Raw genomic sequence first — 22,368 nt, 5'->3', positions numbered from 1 at the left:
AGCCATCTCTTCATCTTTCTTCTAATTCTAATATCACTCTGGCATCCACTGCCATTACCCCATCTTCGTAAGCAAAAAGCGGATTTATTTCAATTTCCCGTATCTCTTTTATTTTCGTAATGATATCAGACACTTTCATAATTACAGACGCCAGCTGTTCCCGGTCTACTGGCTTTGAACCCCGGTATCCCGTAAGAAGTGGATAGCCTCTCAGATCCTCCATCATTGCCATGGATTCGCTTTTATCCAGGGGTGCAAGCCTGAAACTAACATCTTTCATCAGTTCCACCATGACACCTCCCGTACCGAACATCATCACCGGACCAAACTGAGGATCCCTTGTCCCACCAATAATCACCTCCACACCCACAGGAACGAATTCTTCCAGAAGGAAGCCTTCTATCCTTGCCTGTGGAGCATTTTTCTCAATATCCTTTTTCATACGGATAATGGCATTTCTTACATCATCCATATCCCCGAGGTCTGATATCACACCTCCCACCTCTGTTTTATGAAGAATATTCCTGGATACCACCTTAAGAATAAATGGAGGCTCGATGCTATCCACACTAATGTCTGGAAACTCCGATCCCTTTACGAGAACAGAACCGGGTACTGGGATATCCCATTGGCTGATCAGTGTCTTGGCCTCTGTTTCAAACAGGTGATCCCTGCCCTCATTCTGGGCATTATTGATGATACTGTCAACCACTTTCAGATCCATGGTCCTGCTCCTTTCGACATATTATCCCGCACTGTTCCCTTGCCAATCAGAACAGCCGCGGCTCTTACACCAGCCTCCGGAGTTGAGAATACCGGCATGCCCTTTTCCTCGAACAGCCTGTACTTATTCCTCGTGAACTCTCCACCGGGACTGCATATGAGCACTGGTTTATTGTACCTGTTTTGAACTTCAGATATCCCGTCAATTACCCTAGTTGAGAGTGCAGGTGCCCCCCAGAGCACCGTTACAATGGCAAGGTCATAACCGTTCAAGAAACCCTCTTCAAGAGCAGTGAAATAGTCATCATCTTTTGCACTGGCGGTCAGGTCTATGGGATTATCCGTTGCGGAGAATGCAGGAAGCTTTGAACTTAGACGCTTCTTTGAATCCTGTGAAAGTCTTCTGACATCCAGTCCGAGGTCCTCACAAGCATCTGCCATGCTTACCCCGATCCCGCCACCGTCTGTTATGATCAGTACTTTGTTGCCATCAACAATATTATATGCCTCCAGAACCCTGCAGGCATCCTTCAAATCCTCATATCCGTCAACCTCTATAATACCTGCCTTCCTGAAAGCAGCCCGGTATATCTCATATTTCCCACCCAGAGCTCCGGTATGTGATCTGGCGGCATGCATGCCCGCCTCACCTCTGCCGACCTTTATGGCAACAACAGGTTTCTTTGCAGCACACCTGGAAGCAGCTTCAACAAATTCCCTTCCGTTCTCCACCGATTCTATGTACAACAGAACATATCTGGTAGCCTCATCCTCTGCCAGCAGATCAAGACAATCTGCCTCGTCAACATCAACCTTATTCCCATAGCTCACTATCCTTGCGACACCTATGCCTTCCGTTGCCATCTCGTCCATAATCAGAACCGCAAAGGAACCGCTCTGGGTAAGTATCGACAATCCACCTTTTTTTGGCCTCTTCACCTGCTCCACGGGAACCAGAAAAGTATCTACTCCATAAATGGCATCATATATCCCCAGACAATTCGGCCCTATTATCCTGATACATTTTTCCTCAGCAATTCTTTTAAGTTCCTCTTCCAGAAGCTCCCCTTTTTCCACTTCCCTAAAACCTGAACTTATGATAATAGCTCCCCGGACGTTTTCAACCGGTCCTCCAAGGATTTCCATTACTTTTGATGCGGGAAGCACAAATATGGCTACATCTACCTGCTTCCCAATATCAGCGATAGAAGCGTAACATTTCATGCCGTCGATATGATCATATTTGGGATTCACCGGATAGATGGAACCATTATAACCTGTTCTTCTAAGGTTATCCAGTATCACGTGAGAAGCTTTCCCGGGAGTAGGCGATGCTCCGATAATGGCGATGGACTGCGGATCAAAGAAGAATCCCATACCTTTTCCAGTATTCATTCACCATCTCCTGGATCTTCCCCAGTGTTTCTTCATTCCTTACAGGTTTAAAGAGATGAGAGAACCTGCCCTGCTCTTTCAAGTAATCTTCAACCGGCTTGAATTTCTTAGGAACAACTGTGTGTTCCACCTCGCCCGAAATGGATTCCTTCAAAGCCCAGACTCCGGTATCAACTGCTAGTTTTGCAAGCTTGAATGTATGGGAAGGATCGGTAGACCATCCCGGCGGACATGGAATAAGAGAGATGAAGAGCTTTGGACCTTTGTACTGCTCTGCTTTTTTGAACTTGTTAGCCAAATCCACAGGATATGCCGGAGAGATCGTGGCAAGGTATGGAGGTTTATGGCTGTTCCATATCTCAAAGAGGTCCTTTTTTGCAAATTCCTTTCCTGCAGATGTTGTCTTGGTCCTTGATGCAAAAGGAGTTGAACCCGATTCCTGGAATCCTGTATTCCCGTATGCTTCATTGTCATAGCAGATATAGTAGAAATCAAGGTTACGATAGATAGCACCTGATGTGGATGAGAGTCCCATATCATAGGCAGAACCATCACCAGTCAACACCACCACTTTCAGATTTTCGTCCGGGTCTATTTTCCCCTTTTCGAGTAATATATCCAGAGCATCCCTCACACCCTGGGCTCCCGCAGGGGCACAGGCCATTGCCGTGTAGAGCCACGAACTCCTGAAAGGAGTAAAGGGATAGATGGAGAGCAGGGTGAAACATCCTGCAGCATTTACAATAACAACCTTCTCCCCCAGCATCTTCAAACAGTGCCTCAGGGTCAGAAGACCTCCACAACCGGCACATGCAGGAGTGCCGGAGAACATGTTCTCCTCAAGAGGAAGGTCCTTGATAGATTTGATCTGTTCTGTGATCATTCTTACACCCTTCCTGCAATCTCTTTCAGTTTTTGCATTTCTTCCCATTCATGCTGCGTATACAACAAGTGTGGAGTCTCAACTTCGGCTTCTTCTCCTTTGATCAGCTGATCAAAGATGAAAGCGAATTCCTCATGACTTATGTTCTTCCCACCCAGTCCTCCGATAAAGGACATCAGCAGTGGCCTATGTTTTTCATTATAAAGGCAGCTTGCAAGCTCGGAGAAAAGGATACCTCCCTTGCCTACACTGATATTCTGATCGACCACAGCCACTCTTTTCTTTCCCTTCAGGGCATTCCTGATGTCCTCCTCTGGAAATGGTCTCAGGAGTCTTGGCCTCAGAAGTCCGGCCTTTATTCCCTGTTCCCTGGCCCTGTTCACAGCAGCCTTTCCCAGAGTGGAGAATGAATTAATCATGACAAGTACGTATTCAGCATCATCCAGCCTGTACTGCTCGATAGTGTCATATTTACGACCAAATTCCTTTTCAAATTCCCTGCATGCTTCCTTATAGACACCCAGTGCCTGCTGACTTGCCAGATGCATCTGGTATTTGAAATAAGAATAATAGGCACCGCCAAGGACCGCCACTCCCTGAGCCATGGGCTGATCTGCCCTGAAAAATGCATGTGAGGGTTCGTAAGATGGGAGAAATCTTCTGACGCTGTCAATGTCCGGGACTTCCACCGGTTCTCTGGTAAAGGAAAGATAAAAGCCATCAAGATTTACCAGTGCAGGCAAGAGTACCTTTTCATCCTCTGCCACCCGGTATGCCATCAGGACGGAATCCAGAACTTCCTGACAGTTCTCGCAATGAATCTGCAGAAATCCTGTATCCCTTGCAGCAAGGATATCATTGTGGTCCGGACCCAGAGTAATAGGGGAAGACAGACCTCTGGCCACATTGATCATTACCAGTGGTACTCTCCATCCAGCCACGGTATAAAGCATTTCAAAACCATACATCAAACCCTGACTGGATGTTGCCGTAAAGACCCTAACACCCGTAGCCGATGCCGCTCCTGCGGCAGTGATCATCGAATGCTCAGAATCCAGAGTAACGAACCTGGTGCGCATATCCCCTTCCGATATCCAGTCGGAAAGGGTCTCGATTATCTCGGTCTGAGGAGTTATCGGAAAAGCCGGAATGTAATCCACCTCAGCTAACCGGGCTCCCCATGCTGCTGCAGTGTTACCGGTGAGCATCTCCTTCTTCATTCTCCAGTCACCTCCTCTTTATCGGGAACGGAATCCATGATAGCTTTGATACCTTTTTTAGGACATTCCTCTGCACAGATCATACAGCCTTTGCAATGATCATAATCCGGAGATGGGAACCCCTGTTCATTCAATGAGATACAACCCTCAGGACATCTTGATACACAGATCATACACTTGTTGCAGACATCGTAGTCCCAGAATGGCTTGTAAATTCTCCAGTTACCTGTCTGTTTCAAAAGACTGTTAGCAGTTGCTTTTATTGAAGGACTTGAGATACTTGCGGGTTCAAAAGGAATGGTTACAACAGTACTCTGTTTATGGTCAGTTTCAATTGCCTTCATATCTACAGTTTCCAGTGAGTTGAAACAATACAGTGCTGCCTCTATGTTCTTTTCCAACAGCTTCCAATCTGTTATGATACCGGATAATTCCTTCTCCACGGCATTCTTAAGAGAATCTTCTCCAATTCCGATGATCTTTGAAGCTACAGCTCCTGCAAGGGTACTGATGATAGAACTTCCCACAATATCAAGAGCAATCTTTGTTATGTCCTGAGTTATTACCCGGCCATCAATATCATACTCAGCCTTTAACTGTGCAGGACTATCAGGAGTATTGATGAATACCACTCCATTCTTCTTTAATCCTGAAAGAGGTGCAGCCTGCGGGTCAGACAGAATGGTCTGGTCCATTACTATAATGACATCAGGATCAGAGATCACCCCTCTCTCCATAATCACTTCTCTGGATATCCGTGTGAAGGAACTGATAGGAGCGCCTCTCCTTTCTGCCCCGTACAATGGGAAATCCTGAACCTGACAGCCTTCCATAAATGCCGCAGTCCCGAGTATCCGACTGGCAACCTTCGCTCCCTGGCCGCCCCTTCCATGAAATCTCAATTTGAGCATTAGCTCCCCCATTTTAATTTATGCATGACTATAGTATAAACGTACTGCTTCCCTCAACAAACAAGGAATAGAATAGATGAAGGCTTGATACTTCTCGGATAGGTTCCCATCTGCAAAAGTAATTTTAATGTGTATGGACATAATTAGATATGGAGTTAATTATATTAAAGGGGGGTTTTGATGGAAGGTATTTTTAGATTTGCAGATGAACTCGGACCGGCAAAGATTATTCATGTTTATGAGCCGTCGGTTGGTCTAAAAGCTGTCCTGGTAGTTGATAATGTAGCTGTAGGTCCTTCTATCGGTGGTGTACGCATGGCACCGGATGTAAGCACCGAGGAATGTTTCAGACTGGCCCGTGCCATGACCCTTAAAAATGCGGTTGCCGGATTACCACATGGTGGTGGAAAAGCGGTGATCTACGGTGACCCTAAAATGCCCCAGGAAAATAAAGAGAAACTTATTCGGGCCCTGGCATCTTCCTTACGTGAGGTACAGGAGTATATATTTGGTCCTGACATGGGTACCGATGAACGGTGTATGGCCTGTGTGCATGACGAGATTGGAAGGGCGGTAGGACTCCCCCGTGAAATAGGTGGTATTCCCCTTGACGAGATAGGAGCTACTGGATGGGGAATGAGCCATGCAGCTGATGTTGCACTCGAGTACTGTGATTTTGAGATGGAAGGCGCAAGAATGGTCATCCAGGGCTTTGGTGCAGTGGGAAAACATGCAGCTTGTTTCCTCGCCGAAAAAGGAGCTGTGCTGATAGGAGTAGCTGATTCCAGAGGAACGGCCTACAAACCTGAAGGATTTGATATCGCTAAATTGATCAATTTAAAGAAGAACGGCATGAGCGTGGTGGATTATCCAGGCGCTGAAGTCAGGGACCCTGAATCTATTATTGATATCGAGTGTGAGATATGGATTCCTGCGGCTAGGCCTGATATCATTCATGAGGATAATGTACATCGTCTTAACACAAAGCTGGTGATCGAAGGTGCTAACATCCCCATTACCCATGAAGCTGAAAAATATCTTCACGAAAAAGGAGTTTTATGCATTCCGGATTTTATTGCCAATGCAGGGGGAGTAATCTGTGCAGCCATGGAATATCAGGGAGCATGTGAAGCAGCTGCATTCCAGACAATAGAAGATAAACTGCGATGCAATACCAGAGAAATACTGGAGGGAGTGGCTTGCAGCGGAATGATTCCAAGAGATGTTGCAATGGAAATTGCAGTAAAGAGAATTAAAAAGGCTATGTCATACAGAAGATGGTCTCTTTTTTCCTCAGCTCCGCGATTTGTCTGACACATACTAAGCTGGAAGAAAGACTAAAATTTCCAGTCTTATTTTTTTTGTCAGAAGCAATCATTGCTTCAAAAAATAAATAACCAAAAGAGATATGAATTTAAAAAACCGATTTTTATATGTGTAGAATTTTTTGAGCTATGCACGTTAATCGGAATCGAATATTGAGTGAACAAAATACAACTTAACAGGGAGTGAGGAATAAATGTTGTTCATGGACATAATCACGTGGGATCCAAAGGATACCGAGGAAGTACTGAGCCGTTTTGAAAAGTGGGAATACCCCCCGGGCATTGAAGTTGTCAGTGAATGGGATGACCTGTCCACATGCCGTCACATAGTGGTCTATGATGCCAAAGACTCAGAAGCATATCTTGCTGCCACTTTCCCCTGGAGGGATATCTGCTATTTCGATAGTTTTCCAGTGATGGAGACAAATGCCTGTATGAAATGTCTGGCTGATATATGGAGCGAAATGCCCGTATGAAACGTCTGACAATGATAACGAATTGAACCTTAGCATCAAATGGCTTAACATGGTTTGGTCTTAAATGCCCTGTTAAACCAACGATCCTTCTTTTTATCTATACAGTAGCTTAAGCAGTGAAAGAACCCGATGAGATTTTGGTGAAACTTTGAGTTTTTTGACGTGTATCTTTTAGTTCTCGTTGGTCTCTGTGATGGAATATTTTATTTTTTGAGATTGTTGAATTGACCGACTAACTTTTTCCTGTTTTTTGTCCAATTTTGTTACACTAGATATTCCTTGCATCAACAATAGCAAGAAGATTTTCCAAAGGTGTCTCTGGAACCAGGCCACATCCGGGAGCAAGTATATCGATATCTGCATCCAGGCATCTGAAAGCCTCTTTTTTGACATCAGCCGGTGTTTTTCTGTACAGAGTATCTGCAGTTGAAATATTTCCGATCACCGCCGTATTCTTACTGTGTGCACTATCTATCACATATTCCAGATCCTTTACATTCTCTTCGACACTTATAGCACTAAAGCCACATTCAAGAATATCTGGAATTATACTATCCACCTCTCCACATATGTGAAGTATACTATGACCTTTTATGCTTTCATTGAATCTGGTCAGCGCAGGTTTTACAATTCTCCTGAACGCATCAGGACCCATCATCTCTGGAGAGGATAATGCATCTGCAACCACCAATGCATCCGCACCTGAAAGAAAATAGGCATTGGCACAGATTATACATGCATCGATACATTTTTCGACGATGCTCTTTGCAATTTCAGGTTTCTTAATAGTCAATTTTAAAAATGGTTTTATACCACAAAGATGAGAAGAAAGGTCAGCAGCCCCTTCAATACCTGCAACAATAGGTACCTGTAATCCCTTATCATTTTTGAGAAGGGATATTGCTTCCATTACAACAGGTATTCTTCCTCTTTTCAGCAAATCAACTGGTACATCGAAATCTTCAGGTTCTTTCTCAAAAGGATGAGTTATTATTGATGGTGTCCTTGCTTTTGTGCCGATATCAATTTGACATCCGAGTGCCTCGCCGACAACCGTCACATCAAATGGAATGCGTATGACCTCAAACTTTGCAACCGTGTGTAACGAAGAAGCAAGTTTTGCCATTTTTTCCGCATTCCTGTCTGCTTCAGGCCTGCTAACCCCTGAAATATCCATCAAATCAAGTATTGCTGATGTGGTGACTGTACCTGCAAGCGGAAAGTCAACCTTTTTTCTATCAAGTATATCCTGGAATTTCTTTAAAATATCTGATTCAGTTTCACTAATATAATACCTTCCTTTTAAACCTAGCATGTTCAGGATAGCTATATCCTAAATAATATTCTTCATCTTAACAAAGAAATATGTCATAGGAATTCGATGCTGATACTTCCTGCATCTTTGGCAAGTGTACCCGACATGAAACCCGATTCTATACAACAGACATGCATCACTGCACAGGGTACAAGGCATGTAGCAGTACATCTTGCCTCTTTGGCCTTTTCCATAACAATATTATCTTTTATATCGAAAAGATCCATCATGTCGACTTCCAGATGAGACATCTTTTTGATTTTCTCACATGGAGTATCAATATCGACAATTATCTTTTGACCATCCTTTTTTCCCCTGATTATATGGGTGAAACCACATATCCTGGAATTGACCTTTACCTCTGTCATTGATATCCTCCTGCAGCCTGTGCTGCAAGAACCGAAAGTGGTCTATCAGCTATGAGCTTTATTTCCTTGTAGTCAAGGGCATGTACCGGACACATACTCACACATCTTCTGCATGCAGTCCCAAGGCACTTAAGAGTATCATACTCTGCAAGGAAGCGACCGTCTACTTCCTGTATGGATATCGCATTCTCAGGACATTCTTTTTCACATCTGTGGCACATTACACATCCTACTGCCAGTTCTTCAAGAGTAAAACCTATGTCCTCTACCACTTCTACCTGGCCTGTACCGTCCTCACTGATATCTTTCAGGACCTTTTTCTCAAGCACAGGATCATCAACGGGAGCAGGCAGCTCAGGCAATTTAGACATTTTCATAAACTTCCTGTACATCTCCATAGACATGCCCTCTGTCCAGTATCCCAGTTCACAGGCATAGAGCTTCTTGAAGGTTTCACTGGTAGCCATCATAAGATGGTCAGCCTTTATGTTTCCTGCCAATTCGATCAGTTGATCAAGCTTCACCTTTTCAAGAACTATGTCTCTTGCAAGGGATAGAGATGTGTTCCCGAATTGCACTATTTTCTTTGTAAAATCCGGGCATGAGCCTATATTTCTTGCTTTGACAGAGTCTACATAGGTTCCAGAAGCACCGCTCATATACATGGTCTCAAGATCTTCATAGGCGATCCCGGATTCATGTATCAGGGTCAGTTGAGCAGCCCTTATGGCACCTATGGCCTTGCCAGCCTCTTTGATATCTTCTTCTGATACCTCGATACCTTCACCAAGTTTGATCTTACCGTACTTTAGTTTAGGTGGACTGATTATGATTCCTGTTTCAATCGCAAGGGACAATATGGAAATAAGCCCTGTTCCTGTAATACCAGTCGGTACTACATCCGACCTCACAAGTATTGTTCCGCTTACCGGGTCTATGAGATGACCTTTTACAACATCCATGAACTCATTCAGTACAGATATTCTCCAGAATCCATCTTCCAGATCAACATCCGTGATAGCTCCCGGAGCTGCAAGCATTCCACAACTTATACCCTGCCCTTCTATAGCAGGTCCGGCTGCAGCACTTCCTGTTATTATTCTGTTACCTACCTTTATGGCCATCTCAGCATTCGTTCCATAATCTGTAACAAGAGTTGGCACTTCCTGTTCTAGAAAATCCGTCTCCACCATCATGGCAAGCGCATCAGCCCCTATCTCATGCTCAATGGCAGGCGGGACAATGATCTCACAGTTCTCAAGGTATATATTTCCATGAAATATTTCCATGGCCGGGAATATCCTTGCATCGCGGTGTACGTCTTCTATACCCAGTCTTTTTTGCATATTTCTCCCTGCATAGGCCAGATCTCGTATCTCCGCATTCTGAAAAAGAGAAAGCTGTATCGGATTACCACAGACAGCCATCTTTGATATCTGTGATGGATCTACATCGAATCCCTCGATCATTTTCTCGACAGCATCTATGATGATACCATGTGCCACATCTTCTCCAATGGATATGGCAAAATCAAGATGATCGGTTACATTCCCACCTGGCAACGGATGTTTCATTGTCATTGAGGTCTTGACAACTTCTTTTGTTTCCAGATCAATCAATTGCGCCCTAAAGCCGCTAGTTCCCACATCTAGTGCTATTCCATACATATTATTACCTCCGTAATGGTGACTTGTGATCAAAATGAAGTTTCAATAGATGATCTTGAATAGAGCCTCGTTGACCAGCGTTTGAAAACTGATCACGACCCTCCTTCATCAGTAAATATTGTGTCATTAAATCTATATTACATAACTCAGAGTCATATATTGTTGGTATTAATATTATCTGTGTGCATGATTTCATTAATGTCTTTGATTTAATTAAAGAGGCTGATGTGATTATTGTTAACTTTTCAATTTATGTGGATGCAATCACTGATTTCCAAAGAAGTTCCATCTCTTCCGAAGGTGTATTCAGTGGTATCTCACATCCAGTGGATAGTATGAACCCCTTATCGGGGGCTGCATCCATACAATTCTTTACTTCAACTGCGATATAGCCAATCTTTCCTGAACTGAATGCATAGGGATTGATATTTCCCATCAGGCATATTCCTGAATCTGTGAAATCCTTGAAATCCATGAAACAATATCTTTCACTGCAACCAATGTGTTTATGATTGTGGAGTTTCAGGCAATCGACTCCATACTTCTTATCGAGCGCTTCCACATTCCCAAAGAAGAAATTCAAAGCATTGGGTTCAAGAGCTTTTTCAAGTTCATAGAATGCATGATTTGCACAGTTATGTGATATCACATAACCGCCGCTATCCTGTATGTGTGAATATAATCTCCTGGAATAATCAAAACCAAATTCCTTTGCCATTTCCAGGCTGAAAAGGTCCGAAGTGCTGCCACCATTCTCAATAAATGCACCATCAGCTCCTGCATCAAGCATAATGTCTGAAAAGGTGATGCAAATATCAGTGAGAACATCAAGCAGTGCATGGAAATTATCCGGATCCTTCATCATTTCAATGTACATCCTGCTCCCGTCCATTAACTGGGAAGCAAGCATGAGGGGTGTGAGGAGAGCACCGTTTATAAAAACCTCATCTCCAAGCTCTTTTTTGAGGATGGATATGGACTCTGTAATGGTCTTTACCCTTTCTGAGCGCTCTATAGAAACCGGATCTATATTCTCATATTCTTTTGCAGATTTTAAAGGATATTCTGCTATCGAAGGATAAGAATTGCGCTTAATGTTTACTTTAGCTCCAAGAGCTTCTGCTTCCACAAGCAAGCATCCCCATGGGGACATTACATTGTCATGGTGATACATTTCCCTTGCCAATATTTGTGCTCTGGCAATCCCTTTTGAGGAATAGTAAACATCCTCCATGCTTGCATTCATCCGGTCAAGTACCGCATTACCTGCCCCGAACCACAAATAACCCAGTGGTACCCTGTCCACTTCTTTTAATTCAAGGGCGTTGATAAAACGTTCCTTCGAGGTCATTTCATCAGGCATTTTATCTCCTCATTACTTTTTCAATACGATCCTATCAATTCTCAACATATTGCTTACAGCTTCGGTGGCCGCGATAACAGCCATTTGTTTAATGCTGAAAGAATCATACACAGGAGGATTATTGGCAATTATATCCCGGCTAAGGCCGATCCTGCTATCAACCCCTTTCTTATAGGAATTGAGCATTTTTGTCATCGCATCGACTTCATTGAGACCCACGTTTCGTGCGAGTGTTCTGGGAATTTCTTCAAGGGCGTTTGCATATTCGATAACAGCGAGTTGTTCTTTCCCTTCAATGGTGGAAGAATACTGCCTGAGCATCTGTGAGAGGACAAATTCAACATCTCCTCCTCCTCTGACGGCAAGAGGATTTTTCAGTATGAAGGCAGCATTGTTGACTGCGTCATCTACTGCTTCCTCGATCTTTTCAAGACCATACATGAAAGGCTCCCATATCATGATCGTGGATATCAGCTGATCACTGACAGAAAGGAAAAGGAAATGTTCATCGTTCCTTTTCTCTACCTTCGCCTCATCAGCAAAACCCAGATGATCAGGCATTATATCATCCCTGATGGAAAGAATGCTTGCACCTGTTGCCTTTGAGACCATCTCCATGTCCCTTATCTTTAGTTTCTGGAAAAGTAGAATACCATGTTTTGCAAGCGAGCCTTCAACAGATTCATCCACATCTCCTTCACAAAATACCAGATTAGCCCCTGAATCGATTATCTTCTGTGACATGAATCTCAGATTTCTTTCCTTTCCATGAAGTATAAGCTTTGGATCGGCCAGGTCATCTATTCTCAGATTGCGCTGGGAATTTATGATCTTGCTCTCAAATCTCACATTGCCATTGATCATAAGGACGCTTGCATTTTCCAGATGAAAAGGCATATCGGATCTTGCGGGTCTTTCATCCAGTACCATGCCTGAAATAGATTCTATAGAGGGTGACCCTACCTTTTTTATAACTTTTACATAGTCATTGAGATCTATGTGAGAATCACCATGGATATCCCGTATCTTAGAAAGTGTCTTAAGAACGATGTCAGCTATTATCCGGGCCTGATGCACTTCAATTCCCTTACCCAGGCTGGCATTCTCTATGACAGAATGCAGGTCCCTTTCAGAGCTGATACGAATACTCTCATAATTCAGGATATCATAGGTTTTGTTCAGGGCAAGCTGGTATCCTTTTATAATGGTTGTCGGATGCAGGCCGATATCCATAAGTTTAGCAGCATTCTCGATAAGGGATGCAGCAAGGATGACCGCGGTCTTTGTACCATCACCGCATACCCTGTCCATTGATACTGCAAGCTCTTTAAGGGAAGTGACCACCGGATGCAATACATCTATCTGTTCAATTATCGTCTTCCCGTCACTTGTCAGATAAACATCGTCTGTTGGACTGATTATTATCTTACTCTGTCCACGGGGTCCAAATGATGATACAAGGAGGTCCTTGATGTCCCTGGAAGCCTGTAGCATCTGGTATATCAGACTATCCTCTTCAACATCATCCTTTATCCCGATACGATTACGTACACTCTGACGCAATGCATCCATATTGTCCAATGCATGCATATTTTGTACATGCTCCAGTGAAGTGCTCATATTATCCTCCTTGGAGAGCCAACAGCAACTCCAACGATCTTTGTCTCAAGAGGTATTGTTCCAATGCTGCCTATGTTATTAGATTCAAGATCGAATCTGACATTGTCCATACTTAATCCGTAACCTGCCATATACTCTGAAACTGTGTTGTTGACAAGGGAATTTGCCATATCAAGAGCCTCCTGATAATCATCGAACATGTATCTTCCTTTTTCAGAGAACAGCAGATACTCCGAGCTGCCAGGTGCTTTGGGCCTTATCAGTACCTCTTCTTTGTAGACAACATTGCCGACAAGGGCTCCCACCGCATTACCAACATCATGATGCTTCGGGATTCTTATATCCGCATCAATGAAATATTTCATATCATTCACATATGCAGCTACAGGAGCACCCACCATTACCACCGGAGTCCTTATTGTGAATTTCATCAGTTCTGTGCCATTAAGTATTTTCTCCAGGTCGGCCTTCTTCACTTTATCTGCGCAGTGTGCAATGAGATTGAGTACAATGCCTCTGGCTACGTCTTCTTTGAGTCTGGCACAGAGATTGAAGGGTTCCATGGAAGCATATTCAGAAATGATCGAAGCTCCCAACATTGATGCGGTTGAATCCCATCTGGTATAGTCACCGATCACATGCAGAACATCTGTAGGGGTGAAACCCACCTGCCTTACATATCTTTTCTGAATGAGCCTTCTCAGGATACCTTCGAACATCAGAGGATGCTTATTTGTTCTTGAAGCGATATCTGCTATCGAAGAAGGTTCTTCTGTAATCGAATCGAATATTTCCATCTCTTCAATCTCCAGTTCGGATGCGTGAAGAGAATGGGACTTTGCTCCATTGGACATGAAGAATGTTGTTGGCTGGATGATGTCGTTCATTATGCGCCTGGAGGTTCTTTCAGCTTTCTGCAGTTTGCTTATTATGGACGGGAATTCGGCAGCGCAAAGACATAGAGGTATGACCCTGTTAGGTCCGATATACGTTCTTTCCTTCATCCATACATGACTGTCACCACCAATGGCAGAGGTATTCATCTTGATAGCCTTGACCATTGTATCCCAGTCGCCGACAACAGCACCGGAACTGCTGATAGCAGGCATACCATTCTGGATCATTGAAATATCCGTACTCGTGCCTCCCACATCAATGGTCAGGCAATCCTTGAGTCCTGTCAGATGTGCAGCTCCCAGCAGGCTTGCGGCAGGTCCGGAAAAAATGGATTCAACTGGTTTTTTCAGTGCCTCTTCTATCCTGACCAGCGATCCGTCACATCTCATCATCATCAGGACCGAATTGATGTTCTTCTCCTGCATTACAGACCGTACAGACTTGATAAACTCATCAATTACAGGGATCAACTGGGCATTGAGGAGTGCTGTCAAAGCCCTTTCATAGGCTCCAAGGTCCATGGAAAGTTCATGTCCGCAGACTACCGGAAGGTCTGTCATATCCTGAATGATCTCCTTTATAGTGAGTTCATGTTCAGGGTTGCGTACTCCAAAATACGATGATATAGCAAATGAAGAGACCTTATGCTGGTTCTTTGTTACAAATTCCTTTACATCTTTTAGGTCTCCAAGAGGTTCCACTTCATTTCCATCGGCATCATGCCTGCCTTCTATGGAAAGAATATGGTCTGTTGGAATCTTCCTGGATATATTATAGCCAATAAGTATGAGACCAGCCGGATACCCTTTGCCCTCCAGTGTGGTGTTGGTGGCAAGTGTGGTGGATACTGAAGTAAATCTTACATTAGGAAGATATTCGGCTTTGAGACCATCAATTGAATTTACTATGCCCTTGATCAGATCAGGGTAAGTAGTAAGCGATTTGTTTGAATCTATTATCGATCCATCTTCAAGATCCATTATTACGGCATCCGTATATGTGCCGCCAGTGTCTATGCCAAGCCCGAGATTCATTATTATCACCTTTTGTGTGGAGGATTTGCGGGAATTAATGTGGAGGCAGAGTGGCTTACCCCTCTGTGTATATTGTGGAGCAGAGCGGTTCGCCACACTGTGGATATAGACCTCATAAAATGATCTTCAGATCACGTATGAGTAAAAAAAGGAAAAGCAGGGGGAAGTGATTGTTCCTGCTTATCCGAATATCTGTTTCTGAAGGTCCGGACCCAGTTCCTTCACTGTGTCAACCATTGCCTTCACGGTCGTAAGAGGACCTCCTGGTGGGATCTCACAACCAGATGCCATTACATACTTGGATTGCAGTCCGCTCTCCTTGAGCACAGGAAGTACGCCCTGAAGCAGTTCCCTGGTATCATCCTTTACCTTCTGGACACCTGCAGGAGTATTATCCATGAACTCTACAGGATTGACCTCTCCCATCATACAACATTCATGACCGTACTTTGGAATAAGATCTGCATAATTCTGTGAACCCTTGCCCCTGAGCTTTGGATAGTATGCGTAGCTGTACAACTGAGTACCGAATTTGCTGATCTGGGTGTCAAAGTGTACTGCATCTGCACAGTTGTGTATTATGTAAGGCTGGTCGTATTTTTTGAAGATCGGCAGGTGCTGGTCGTATACGAACTTACCGTCGAACTTCCAGTAGTCCTCCTCACTCATGATCACATTGTTGGACCAGAGGTTATCGATACACAGCGCATTACAGGCACTTTCTTCAAAGAAGAGTTCAGATACCTGGCAGATGTAATCCGTACATTTCTGGACTGCCTCAAGTACTACATCAGGATGGGTCTTCATATCCATCAGGACACGGTCTGCACCCATGAGCTGAGTAAGGGTAAGAAGAGGACCTTCGTGGAATCCGACAAATGGAGTGTTGAGTTCCTTGTTAAGTTTCTCAGTAGCTGCCTTGGAAGCCATAATAAGCTCATAGGCACGGGTACCTTCCTTTACCTCAGGGACTTCTATCTGCTCGTATGCCTCAAGGTGTCCTTCGGATGAAGGTGTGTCATCTTCAGGGTACTTGATCTTACATCCGAAGTCTGATGATGTTGCAGAAAGGTCAATGAGTCCCACGAACATGTCAGTGTCCAGATATTTGGATCCAAGGTAAGCGCTTTCAACAAAAGCATTGATGTCAGTGGCATACTGCTTGTAGTTGACATCAGCAAATTTCCTCAAAACACCGCAAGCAAGAGGATATACAGGCAACCTGTCAACCTTCTTGTCGCCCATTGCTGCCAGTGTCCTGTCCATGTGGGTCATTTCTTCTTTCGTCTTGACAGCTACACTCTCGAAGTCTGCAATGATCTGCTTTGCAGTTTCCAGACCAACATCAGTCTTTCCTTTGACCTTCTTCTTAGCAAGGATCTCTCTGTACTTGACCTTACCAAGTGAGATCTTCTCCTCGCTCCATCTCTGCTCAGCAGGAGCAAGTTTGCTTACTGCATCCTTTGCCCATTCAGTAGCTGTCATGGAATCAGGATGTGTTGAGTCCGCACCAATCTGTTCTGCGAATTCAGGGGAAACAGGTGCTCCTCCTATCATGACTATGAGAGAATCTCTGGCACCTTCTTCCTGCAGCATCTCAATTACTTTTTCCATGTTGGTCATGGTAGTTGTCATCAAGGCACTCATGGAAACAAGGTCTGCTTTTTTCTCTTTAGCCACTTCTACGAATTTCTCTACCGGTACATCGTGCCCCAGGTCGACCATATCGAAGCCGGATGCAGAGAGCATTGTTTTTACAAGGTTCTTTCCGATGTCGTGTACATCTCCCTCGATGGTTCCTATTACACCAACGGAACGTTTTCCGTTGCCCTCTACTTTCATATGAGGAGTAAGGAGGTCCATACCTGCATACATGGCACTGGACGCGATGAGCAGGTGTGGTACAAAGGCTTCACCCTTTTCATACTTGTCACTTACAATGATCATTCCTTTTGCAAGCCCTTCCACAATTGCCTCATAAGGATCAACACCTTCATCAAGGGCCTTTTGTGCAAGTTCTTCTGCCAGGTCGTCGTCACCTTCGACCACAGCTTCCGCTAATTGGTTCAGAATTGCTGTCTTCATAATTTACCTCCAAAATTTAGGTCGTTTCCACAGTGAACCTTCATTTCTCACTGTTAACAAAGAACAGTATTTCACTTTCGATATATATCATAACCGCCGGTAATTTATTAATGATGTTAATATTATGAACTGGGCATCATTTTAAGCAGGACCATAATCCAATGAATGAAGTCCTTAGAATTAACGCCGTTAACCATTGAAATAAACAACAATTAGATTAATGGTTTTAATCAAATTAATGGCTTTGATCTGACGAACGCAAAAATAGAATATATCCATTCAAAGACTTCAGGATAAAACAAGTAAAATATAATCAGGGGAAACATCCCCTACATGAAAAAAGAATCTAGAGACCAGTCACTTCTTGTGCAGTCTGCCTGAAAAACTGATACATATCTTCTCCCCACTTCAATGCATCTGTTTCAAAGCTCATCATAGAATGATTGTGGAACATCCCGTTCTTATAGAACAGTGTCAATGAAAGAAATCTGTCTGTTACTACACTTGACGCAAAACCAATATCCTCTTTACATACAAAGAGTTCCGTATTTTCCATCCCGAGATAATCCTTCAATTGTTCAAAATACTCCGTTTCAAGTCTTTCAAATACAGACTCTGTTATTATGAGTGAGATCCGGACGCCTTTCCTGGCAAGTTCAATGTATTTATAGGGATAAGCAGGGCTGAATGAAGAAGAGATTTCCATGATATATTTTGACTGTATCAGATTATCGGTGAACTTCTTCGGCAATTCATACATACGATTGAGTTCCGGCTCAACAAGTTCACAGGAACCCAGTTCTTCTATGCTCTCAAGAAGATGTGCCGGAATACCCTTTACCCTATGATTTTCCCAGTATTGTTTATTGTCTTCAAAAACCATTAAGGTGTTTAACAGAGGGACCATTTTCTTTACAATAACTTCACCAAAACTGGAAAGCTGGTACTGATCATCCTCATAAAGTATTATACCCTGATCAATGAGGATCTTTATCTGGGTCATCATAGCACTGGACGTGACATTAAGTGTACTTTTGATCTCATCGATATTCATAGGTCTTTCTATCAGCAAAAGGAGAAGATCTTTTCTTTTGTCTGAGAGAAAAAGAGTACCTAACAAAGCCAATTTCATGCCATCATCTCACTTTTGATATTTTGCGTGGAATCTTCTTCCACAACCTCTATTGGAAGTCTTATGTGGAATGTTGTTCCTTTACCTTTTTCGCTTTCGATCCATATCTCGCCTTTATGTTCAAGGATTATGTCCTTGCAGATGTACAGACCTGATTCAAGTCCCTGATACATTCGACTCATTGAGTCCTCCATCTGGTAGAATTTCTGGAAGATATGCGGAATAAGATCTTTCTGTATACCTGGCCCCGTATCAGATATCTTCAAGTGCAGATGACTACTTTCTTCACTTAGATCTATGTTTATTCTTCCGCCTTCGGGAGTGAATTTGATAGCATTGTCTATAAGGATTATCAATGTTTGAGTCAGTTTGTCCTTATCAGATCTTATTGCCGGTAATCCCTCAGGTACATTAATTTCTAAATTAATTCCTTTCTCATCTATTAGTAATATAAGATTCATCAAGGCTTCAGATATTAGTTTATCCATATATGCACTGGAAAAAGTATATACGATCTTTCCAGCCTGCTCCTGACTCATATACAGAAGTGAATTTACCATACGTTTCAACCTTTCTGAGTTGAGTAATACGGAATCGATAGCTTTTGCCTGCTGATCATCAATAGCCATGACCATCTCATCATCAAAGATACCGCACTCTGAGTGTCCATAGCCATATACAGTTTCCAGCCTTTCTGTAATGAACTCGGTCTTCATCCTGTTGATGGACCTTAGTTCCTCATTTGCCATCTTTAGTTCATCAGAATATTGTTTTAAGGCATCTTCTATTTGTTTTCTTTGAATGAGACTCCACATGCCCTGCATCAATAAGGTAAGCTGGCGTACATCCGATTCATCATAATCTTCCGTTTTATTGCCAACACCTGCAACGGCAACTATGTGGTCACCATCAAATATCGGAATATTCATATGTCTGGTAAGTTCCACATGGTCCTCTGGGTATCCCTTTTTCATAGGACTTGGATGAGAGTAATCATTTGTGATTATAGGTCTGCGCTGCCTTATTGCTTCACCCCATAACCCAGTGGTCTTTATGGGATACACGAAACGTTTGTCTTTGATACCACATTCATTCATAGCACTTTTTGACCAGGAATGCATAATAAGAGCTGTTTCATCTGCATTCATGAACGCAAGGTATCCAAGCGTACTTTCAGTAAGCCTTACAGCTTCTTCCCTTGCAAAATCGGTGATCTCACTTAATGATGCACCTGTCATTCTATTTAGTTTAACAAGCGCTTCAAGCCTTTCCTCTTCAAGCCGGCGCTTTCTTTCGGCTCCTTTGCGCTCAGTAATGTCTCTGGCAACTGACAGGATGGTTTTCTTCCCATCATATATTATGAATCGAGCACTCACTTCCAGCGGTATTCTCCTGCCATCCTTGTGTATAGCCTCGGTCTCATATACCGCCCTTCCATCCTTTTCGATCTTCTTCATAAGTTTTGATACCTGACGCACATCTTTTGCTGGAATTATGTCGATAGGATAGGAATTTAACATCTCGTTCCTGCTGTAACCCAATGTATCTACTACAGCCTGGTTAACAGCAAGTGTTTTCCCGTCAAGTTCACTTATATAGATCTGATCGTTCACATTGTTGAGAATGATCTTAAGCTTTTGTTCCGATTCAATAGCATTATCCAATACTCTCTTTTTGCTTATTGCAATAGCTGCGAGATTGGCGTTTGCTTTTAGGATATCAATTTCTTCTTTTGTAGGCGTGTGTGGTTCACGGAAGTAGATTCCAAAAGTTCCAAATATCTCATTATTCGAACTTCTAATGGGTTCGCAACAACTAGCCCTAAGGCCTGCCTGGACTGCAACTTCCCTGAGATTGTCCCAGTATGGATGCTCCATTATGTCCTCTACAACAACCCTTTTCCCGGTGTAAACAGCAGTTGAACAGGAGCCTATACCTTCACCTATGGGCAGTCCTTCGATAGCTTTTTTGTAAAAATCCGGAAGATGAAGAGAAATAGCATGGACCAGATGTTTCTTTTCCTCATCCAGTAACATGACAATACTGATTGCTTCCGGTATAAGTCTTTTAGTTGATCTCACCAGACGCGTAAGAATCTCATTAAGAGTTTCACCCGACGCCAGGCCCTCAAGAATCTGATTGCGGCAATCTATTATTTTTTCAGAGAGTTTTCGCTGGCTTATATCAAGTATAATACCTTCATAATACTGAATATTACCACTCTCATCCCTCCGAATAATAGTCCTGTCGTCAACATACCGCGTTTCACCGGATGGCGTCAATATTCTATATTCCTGAACAAAATTATCAACACATGTCTCAGAGTATTCAGTAACCTCTCTGTGTACACGTTCAATGTCATCAGGATGGATTATATCTTCATACTTTAATCTGCCTGAAAGAAACTCTTCAGATGAATAACCAAACTGTTTGACATTCTCTGAAACAAATTCTACTGGCCACCTTTCTTCTGGCTTCCATATGAAAATTGTTACGGGACTGTCATTAACGACTTTTGCAATTTCCGAATTCACATCGAGTTGTGTCATTTACTACCATCATATAATTGAATCAACTAGCGCTTAAGCAAATCTTAGAAAAATATCAATTACTTAACGTATAATATATTAATGGTCAATGTCCCCTTTTGCATTCAATTGTGAGTAGAACTTCTGTCAATAGTTCATAAAAATGTCAGTATCTGCAAAAATCACAAAATATATACCAGATCATCCAGGTGGTATTAAATACAAGATTCAGTTTGAGTCCAGAAAATACAAAAATTATGATGTTGAAATAAAATTCAAAGAAGATTTTCTACAGAGCCGATTTTTGAACTCAATATTAGTTCGATTTTAGTTTTTATTGCTGCTCGAGCTTTTGATGTGAAAAGGTTCAGACGTTCATCAATGAGAAAAGCTGTCTATGATTTTATCCTTAATCTAACACCTAAAAGAGCAAGGGAACTTGGAATCAAGCATAGGAGCATGTTGGCTTATTTGAAGAAAAAAGCAAAGGAAGGGAAATTGAATTTTAAGCTTAGGAATGTGAAAAGGATAATTCAATATTTAGCGTTAATATTCACATAAAAATGAAAAGAAGTTATCACTTCTTTATCAACCAACCAAGAAGTCCTGTGCTCTGCTTCTCGACCTGTGCGAACGTTTGTAGTCTTGCCTGCTCAGCTTCCATGGTTGCTATCTGTTCCAGTAGCATTTCCTTGACTTCTGCATCCATCTCAGGGTCGCCTTCTATAAGCTGTTTCATTTCCTGTATCCTTTCCTGACTTTGGTTGACGCTTGCTTCAAGATCCTCTGCCGCGGCATAGTCGCCGCCAAACAATAGCCTGCTTACTGAACCCCTGCTGGCCATCCTGTCCTCTGCCTGTGTTGAGTTCTGTGCTGAGTTGTTGAACTCTCGTGCTATTGTGCTTATCTGCTGGCCATTTACGCCTGCAACTTCACTGAGGTCAAGCATGTTCTGGACTGCGTTCTGCACCTGGTTCCTGTATACGTTGCGTGCAGCATCGCCGGTTGCGCTGACGTTTGCCTGTGCCATTGACCTTGACCTGACACGCTCGATTGTCTGTGTCATTTCTGTGGTCCTTGTTGTTATTGCCTCTCCGTTTCCTGACCCGATCATCTCGTCATTTCCAAGAGTACCGTTTTTACTCTGGGATTTGTTTGTTGTATCGATCCCTGCCGCGAATGCAGCGCTGCTCAGTAGTGCGAATACAAAAAGTAGTGACAATATTTTCTTAATCATAGTTTTCACCTTTATAATATTAGAGAGTGTAAGCTTTATTTATAGATTACTTAAAATATTCAGATATTGGTAATATTGATATTCTTAAGGAACATCGCAAAAAGAATATTGAAAAAACCTTTAAAGAAAATAGTTCTCATCTTCTACACAACGAAGTTGTTAAAAATAGGTGTTTGAATTACAATAGTT

18 protein-coding genes are annotated in these 22,368 nt (G+C 42.9%); 3 read left to right on the top strand and 15 right to left on the bottom strand.

The window, feature by feature from the left end:
- Positions 1–10: 10 nt before the first annotated feature.
- Genes RE474_RS11820 through RE474_RS11800 form a run of 5 tightly spaced genes read right to left on the bottom strand, consistent with a single transcriptional unit; the run spans position 11 to position 5,132 of the window.
- Positions 11–724 (bottom strand): acetate--CoA ligase family protein, encoded by a 714-nt coding sequence (locus RE474_RS11820; RefSeq protein WP_309310562.1) that lies wholly within the window; start codon positions 722–724, stop codon positions 11–13.
- Positions 715–2,118 (bottom strand): acetate--CoA ligase family protein, encoded by a 1,404-nt coding sequence (locus RE474_RS11815; RefSeq protein WP_309310561.1) that lies wholly within the window; start codon positions 2,116–2,118, stop codon positions 715–717. The genes RE474_RS11820 and RE474_RS11815 overlap by 10 nt, the downstream gene beginning before the upstream one ends.
- Positions 2,084–3,001: a thiamine pyrophosphate-dependent enzyme gene (locus tag RE474_RS11810; RefSeq protein ID WP_309310560.1), complete on the bottom strand. Its 918-nt coding sequence runs from the start codon at positions 2,999–3,001 to the stop codon at positions 2,084–2,086. The genes RE474_RS11815 and RE474_RS11810 overlap by 35 nt, the downstream gene beginning before the upstream one ends.
- A gap of 2 nt (positions 3,002–3,003) precedes the next feature.
- A complete protein-coding gene (gene porA / locus RE474_RS11805; RefSeq protein ID WP_309310559.1) occupies positions 3,004–4,221 on the bottom strand; it encodes a pyruvate ferredoxin oxidoreductase in 1,218 nt (405 codons plus the stop codon).
- Positions 4,218–5,132 (bottom strand): 2-oxoacid:acceptor oxidoreductase family protein, encoded by a 915-nt coding sequence (locus RE474_RS11800; protein ID WP_309310558.1) that lies wholly within the window; start codon positions 5,130–5,132, stop codon positions 4,218–4,220. Before RE474_RS11800 ends, porA begins: the two co-directional genes overlap by 4 nt.
- Positions 5,133–5,312: 180 nt before the next feature.
- On the opposite strand from RE474_RS11800, the gene RE474_RS11795 reads away from it, so the two are divergent.
- Together RE474_RS11795 and RE474_RS11790 are read left to right on the top strand one after the other, a co-directional pair.
- Positions 5,313–6,446 carry a Glu/Leu/Phe/Val family dehydrogenase gene (locus RE474_RS11795; protein WP_309310557.1) on the top strand — a complete coding sequence of 378 codons (1,134 nt, stop codon included), beginning with the start codon at positions 5,313–5,315 and terminating at the stop codon, positions 6,444–6,446.
- Positions 6,447–6,651: 205 nt separating this feature from the next.
- On the top strand, positions 6,652–6,933 hold the full coding sequence (locus tag RE474_RS11790; protein WP_309310556.1) for a DUF3303 domain-containing protein: 282 nt from the start codon (positions 6,652–6,654) through the stop codon (positions 6,931–6,933).
- Positions 6,934–7,201: 268 nt separating this feature from the next.
- On the opposite strand, the gene mtaA is transcribed toward RE474_RS11790, so the two are convergent.
- From mtaA to RE474_RS11745, 9 genes are all read right to left on the bottom strand, one after another.
- On the bottom strand, positions 7,202–8,248 hold the full coding sequence (gene mtaA, locus RE474_RS11785; RefSeq protein WP_309310555.1) for a methylcobamide:CoM methyltransferase MtaA: 1,047 nt from the start codon (positions 8,246–8,248) through the stop codon (positions 7,202–7,204).
- 53 nt (positions 8,249–8,301) lie between these two features.
- Entirely contained in the window at positions 8,302–8,616 is a 315-nt protein-coding gene (locus RE474_RS11780) for a DUF6951 family protein (RefSeq protein WP_309310554.1), read from the bottom strand.
- Positions 8,613–10,283 (bottom strand): methylamine methyltransferase corrinoid protein reductive activase, encoded by a 1,671-nt coding sequence (locus RE474_RS11775; RefSeq protein WP_309310553.1) that lies wholly within the window; start codon positions 10,281–10,283, stop codon positions 8,613–8,615. The genes RE474_RS11780 and RE474_RS11775 overlap by 4 nt, the downstream gene beginning before the upstream one ends.
- A gap of 250 nt (positions 10,284–10,533) precedes the next feature.
- The gene (locus RE474_RS11770; protein WP_309310552.1) at positions 10,534–11,646 is read right to left on the bottom strand and encodes a uroporphyrinogen decarboxylase family protein; all 1,113 of its coding nucleotides are present in this window, start codon (positions 11,644–11,646) and stop codon (positions 10,534–10,536) included.
- 12 nt (positions 11,647–11,658) lie between these two features.
- Complete coding sequence (locus tag RE474_RS11765; RefSeq protein ID WP_309310551.1) at positions 11,659–13,266, bottom strand: TCP-1/cpn60 chaperonin family protein; 1,608 nt, start codon at positions 13,264–13,266, stop codon at positions 11,659–11,661.
- Positions 13,263–15,197, bottom strand: a complete 1,935-nt coding sequence (locus RE474_RS11760) for a hydantoinase/oxoprolinase family protein (RefSeq protein WP_309310550.1) — start codon at positions 15,195–15,197, stop codon at positions 13,263–13,265. The genes RE474_RS11765 and RE474_RS11760 overlap by 4 nt, the downstream gene beginning before the upstream one ends.
- Before the next feature lie 180 nt (positions 15,198–15,377).
- Positions 15,378–17,282 (bottom strand): methyltransferase cognate corrinoid protein, encoded by a 1,905-nt coding sequence (locus tag RE474_RS11755; protein ID WP_309310549.1) that lies wholly within the window; start codon positions 17,280–17,282, stop codon positions 15,378–15,380.
- Between the two features lie 346 nt (positions 17,283–17,628).
- A complete protein-coding gene (locus tag RE474_RS11750; RefSeq protein WP_309310548.1) occupies positions 17,629–18,414 on the bottom strand; it encodes a helix-turn-helix transcriptional regulator in 786 nt (261 codons plus the stop codon).
- The gene (locus RE474_RS11745) at positions 18,411–20,963 is read right to left on the bottom strand and encodes a sensor histidine kinase (RefSeq protein WP_309310547.1); all 2,553 of its coding nucleotides are present in this window, start codon (positions 20,961–20,963) and stop codon (positions 18,411–18,413) included. The genes RE474_RS11750 and RE474_RS11745 overlap by 4 nt, the downstream gene beginning before the upstream one ends.
- Before the next feature lie 360 nt (positions 20,964–21,323).
- Between RE474_RS11745 and RE474_RS11740 the strand changes: the two genes are divergently transcribed.
- On the top strand, positions 21,324–21,503 hold the full coding sequence (locus RE474_RS11740; protein WP_309310546.1) for a hypothetical protein: 180 nt from the start codon (positions 21,324–21,326) through the stop codon (positions 21,501–21,503).
- 16 nt (positions 21,504–21,519) lie between these two features.
- Here the strand turns inward: RE474_RS11740 and RE474_RS11735 are convergent, their stop codons facing one another.
- A complete protein-coding gene (locus RE474_RS11735) occupies positions 21,520–22,179 on the bottom strand; it encodes a Med9 domain-containing protein (RefSeq protein ID WP_309310545.1) in 660 nt (219 codons plus the stop codon).
- Positions 22,180–22,368: the final 189 nt, after the last annotated feature.

Source organism: Methanolobus sediminis (genome assembly GCF_031312595.1).
Lineage (GTDB): Archaea > Halobacteriota > Methanosarcinia > Methanosarcinales > Methanosarcinaceae > Methanolobus > Methanolobus sediminis.
The sequence above is the reverse complement of the archived record's forward strand: the minus strand, read 5'-3'. Positions and strand labels throughout refer to the sequence as shown.

Excerpts from the sequence above, each read along its gene's own strand:
- RE474_RS11820 (WP_309310562.1), bottom strand. The coding sequence starts at position 724 with ATGGATCTGAAAGTGGTTGACAGTATCATCAATAATGCCCAGAATGAG.
- RE474_RS11815 (WP_309310561.1), bottom strand. The coding sequence starts at position 2,118 with ATGAATACTGGAAAAGGTATGGGATTCTTCTTTGATCCGCAGTCCATC.
- RE474_RS11810 (WP_309310560.1), bottom strand. The coding sequence starts at position 3,001 with ATGATCACAGAACAGATCAAATCTATCAAGGACCTTCCTCTTGAGGAG.
- porA (WP_309310559.1), bottom strand. The coding sequence starts at position 4,221 with ATGAAGAAGGAGATGCTCACCGGTAACACTGCAGCAGCATGGGGAGCC.
- RE474_RS11800 (WP_309310558.1), bottom strand. The coding sequence starts at position 5,132 with ATGCTCAAATTGAGATTTCATGGAAGGGGCGGCCAGGGAGCGAAGGTT.
- RE474_RS11795 (WP_309310557.1), top strand. The coding sequence starts at position 5,313 with ATGGAAGGTATTTTTAGATTTGCAGATGAACTCGGACCGGCAAAGATT.
- RE474_RS11790 (WP_309310556.1), top strand. The coding sequence starts at position 6,652 with ATGTTGTTCATGGACATAATCACGTGGGATCCAAAGGATACCGAGGAA.
- mtaA (WP_309310555.1), bottom strand. The coding sequence starts at position 8,248 with ATGCTAGGTTTAAAAGGAAGGTATTATATTAGTGAAACTGAATCAGAT.
- RE474_RS11780 (WP_309310554.1), bottom strand. The coding sequence starts at position 8,616 with ATGACAGAGGTAAAGGTCAATTCCAGGATATGTGGTTTCACCCATATA.
- RE474_RS11775 (WP_309310553.1), bottom strand. The coding sequence starts at position 10,283 with ATGTATGGAATAGCACTAGATGTGGGAACTAGCGGCTTTAGGGCGCAA.
- RE474_RS11770 (WP_309310552.1), bottom strand. The coding sequence starts at position 11,646 with ATGCCTGATGAAATGACCTCGAAGGAACGTTTTATCAACGCCCTTGAA.
- RE474_RS11765 (WP_309310551.1), bottom strand. The coding sequence starts at position 13,266 with ATGAGCACTTCACTGGAGCATGTACAAAATATGCATGCATTGGACAAT.
- RE474_RS11760 (WP_309310550.1), bottom strand. The coding sequence starts at position 15,197 with ATGAATCTCGGGCTTGGCATAGACACTGGCGGCACATATACGGATGCC.
- RE474_RS11755 (WP_309310549.1), bottom strand. The coding sequence starts at position 17,282 with ATGAAGACAGCAATTCTGAACCAATTAGCGGAAGCTGTGGTCGAAGGT.
- RE474_RS11750 (WP_309310548.1), bottom strand. The coding sequence starts at position 18,414 with ATGAAATTGGCTTTGTTAGGTACTCTTTTTCTCTCAGACAAAAGAAAA.
- RE474_RS11745 (WP_309310547.1), bottom strand. The coding sequence starts at position 20,963 with ATGACACAACTCGATGTGAATTCGGAAATTGCAAAAGTCGTTAATGAC.
- RE474_RS11740 (WP_309310546.1), top strand. The coding sequence starts at position 21,324 with ATGAGAAAAGCTGTCTATGATTTTATCCTTAATCTAACACCTAAAAGA.
- RE474_RS11735 (WP_309310545.1), bottom strand. The coding sequence starts at position 22,179 with ATGATTAAGAAAATATTGTCACTACTTTTTGTATTCGCACTACTGAGC.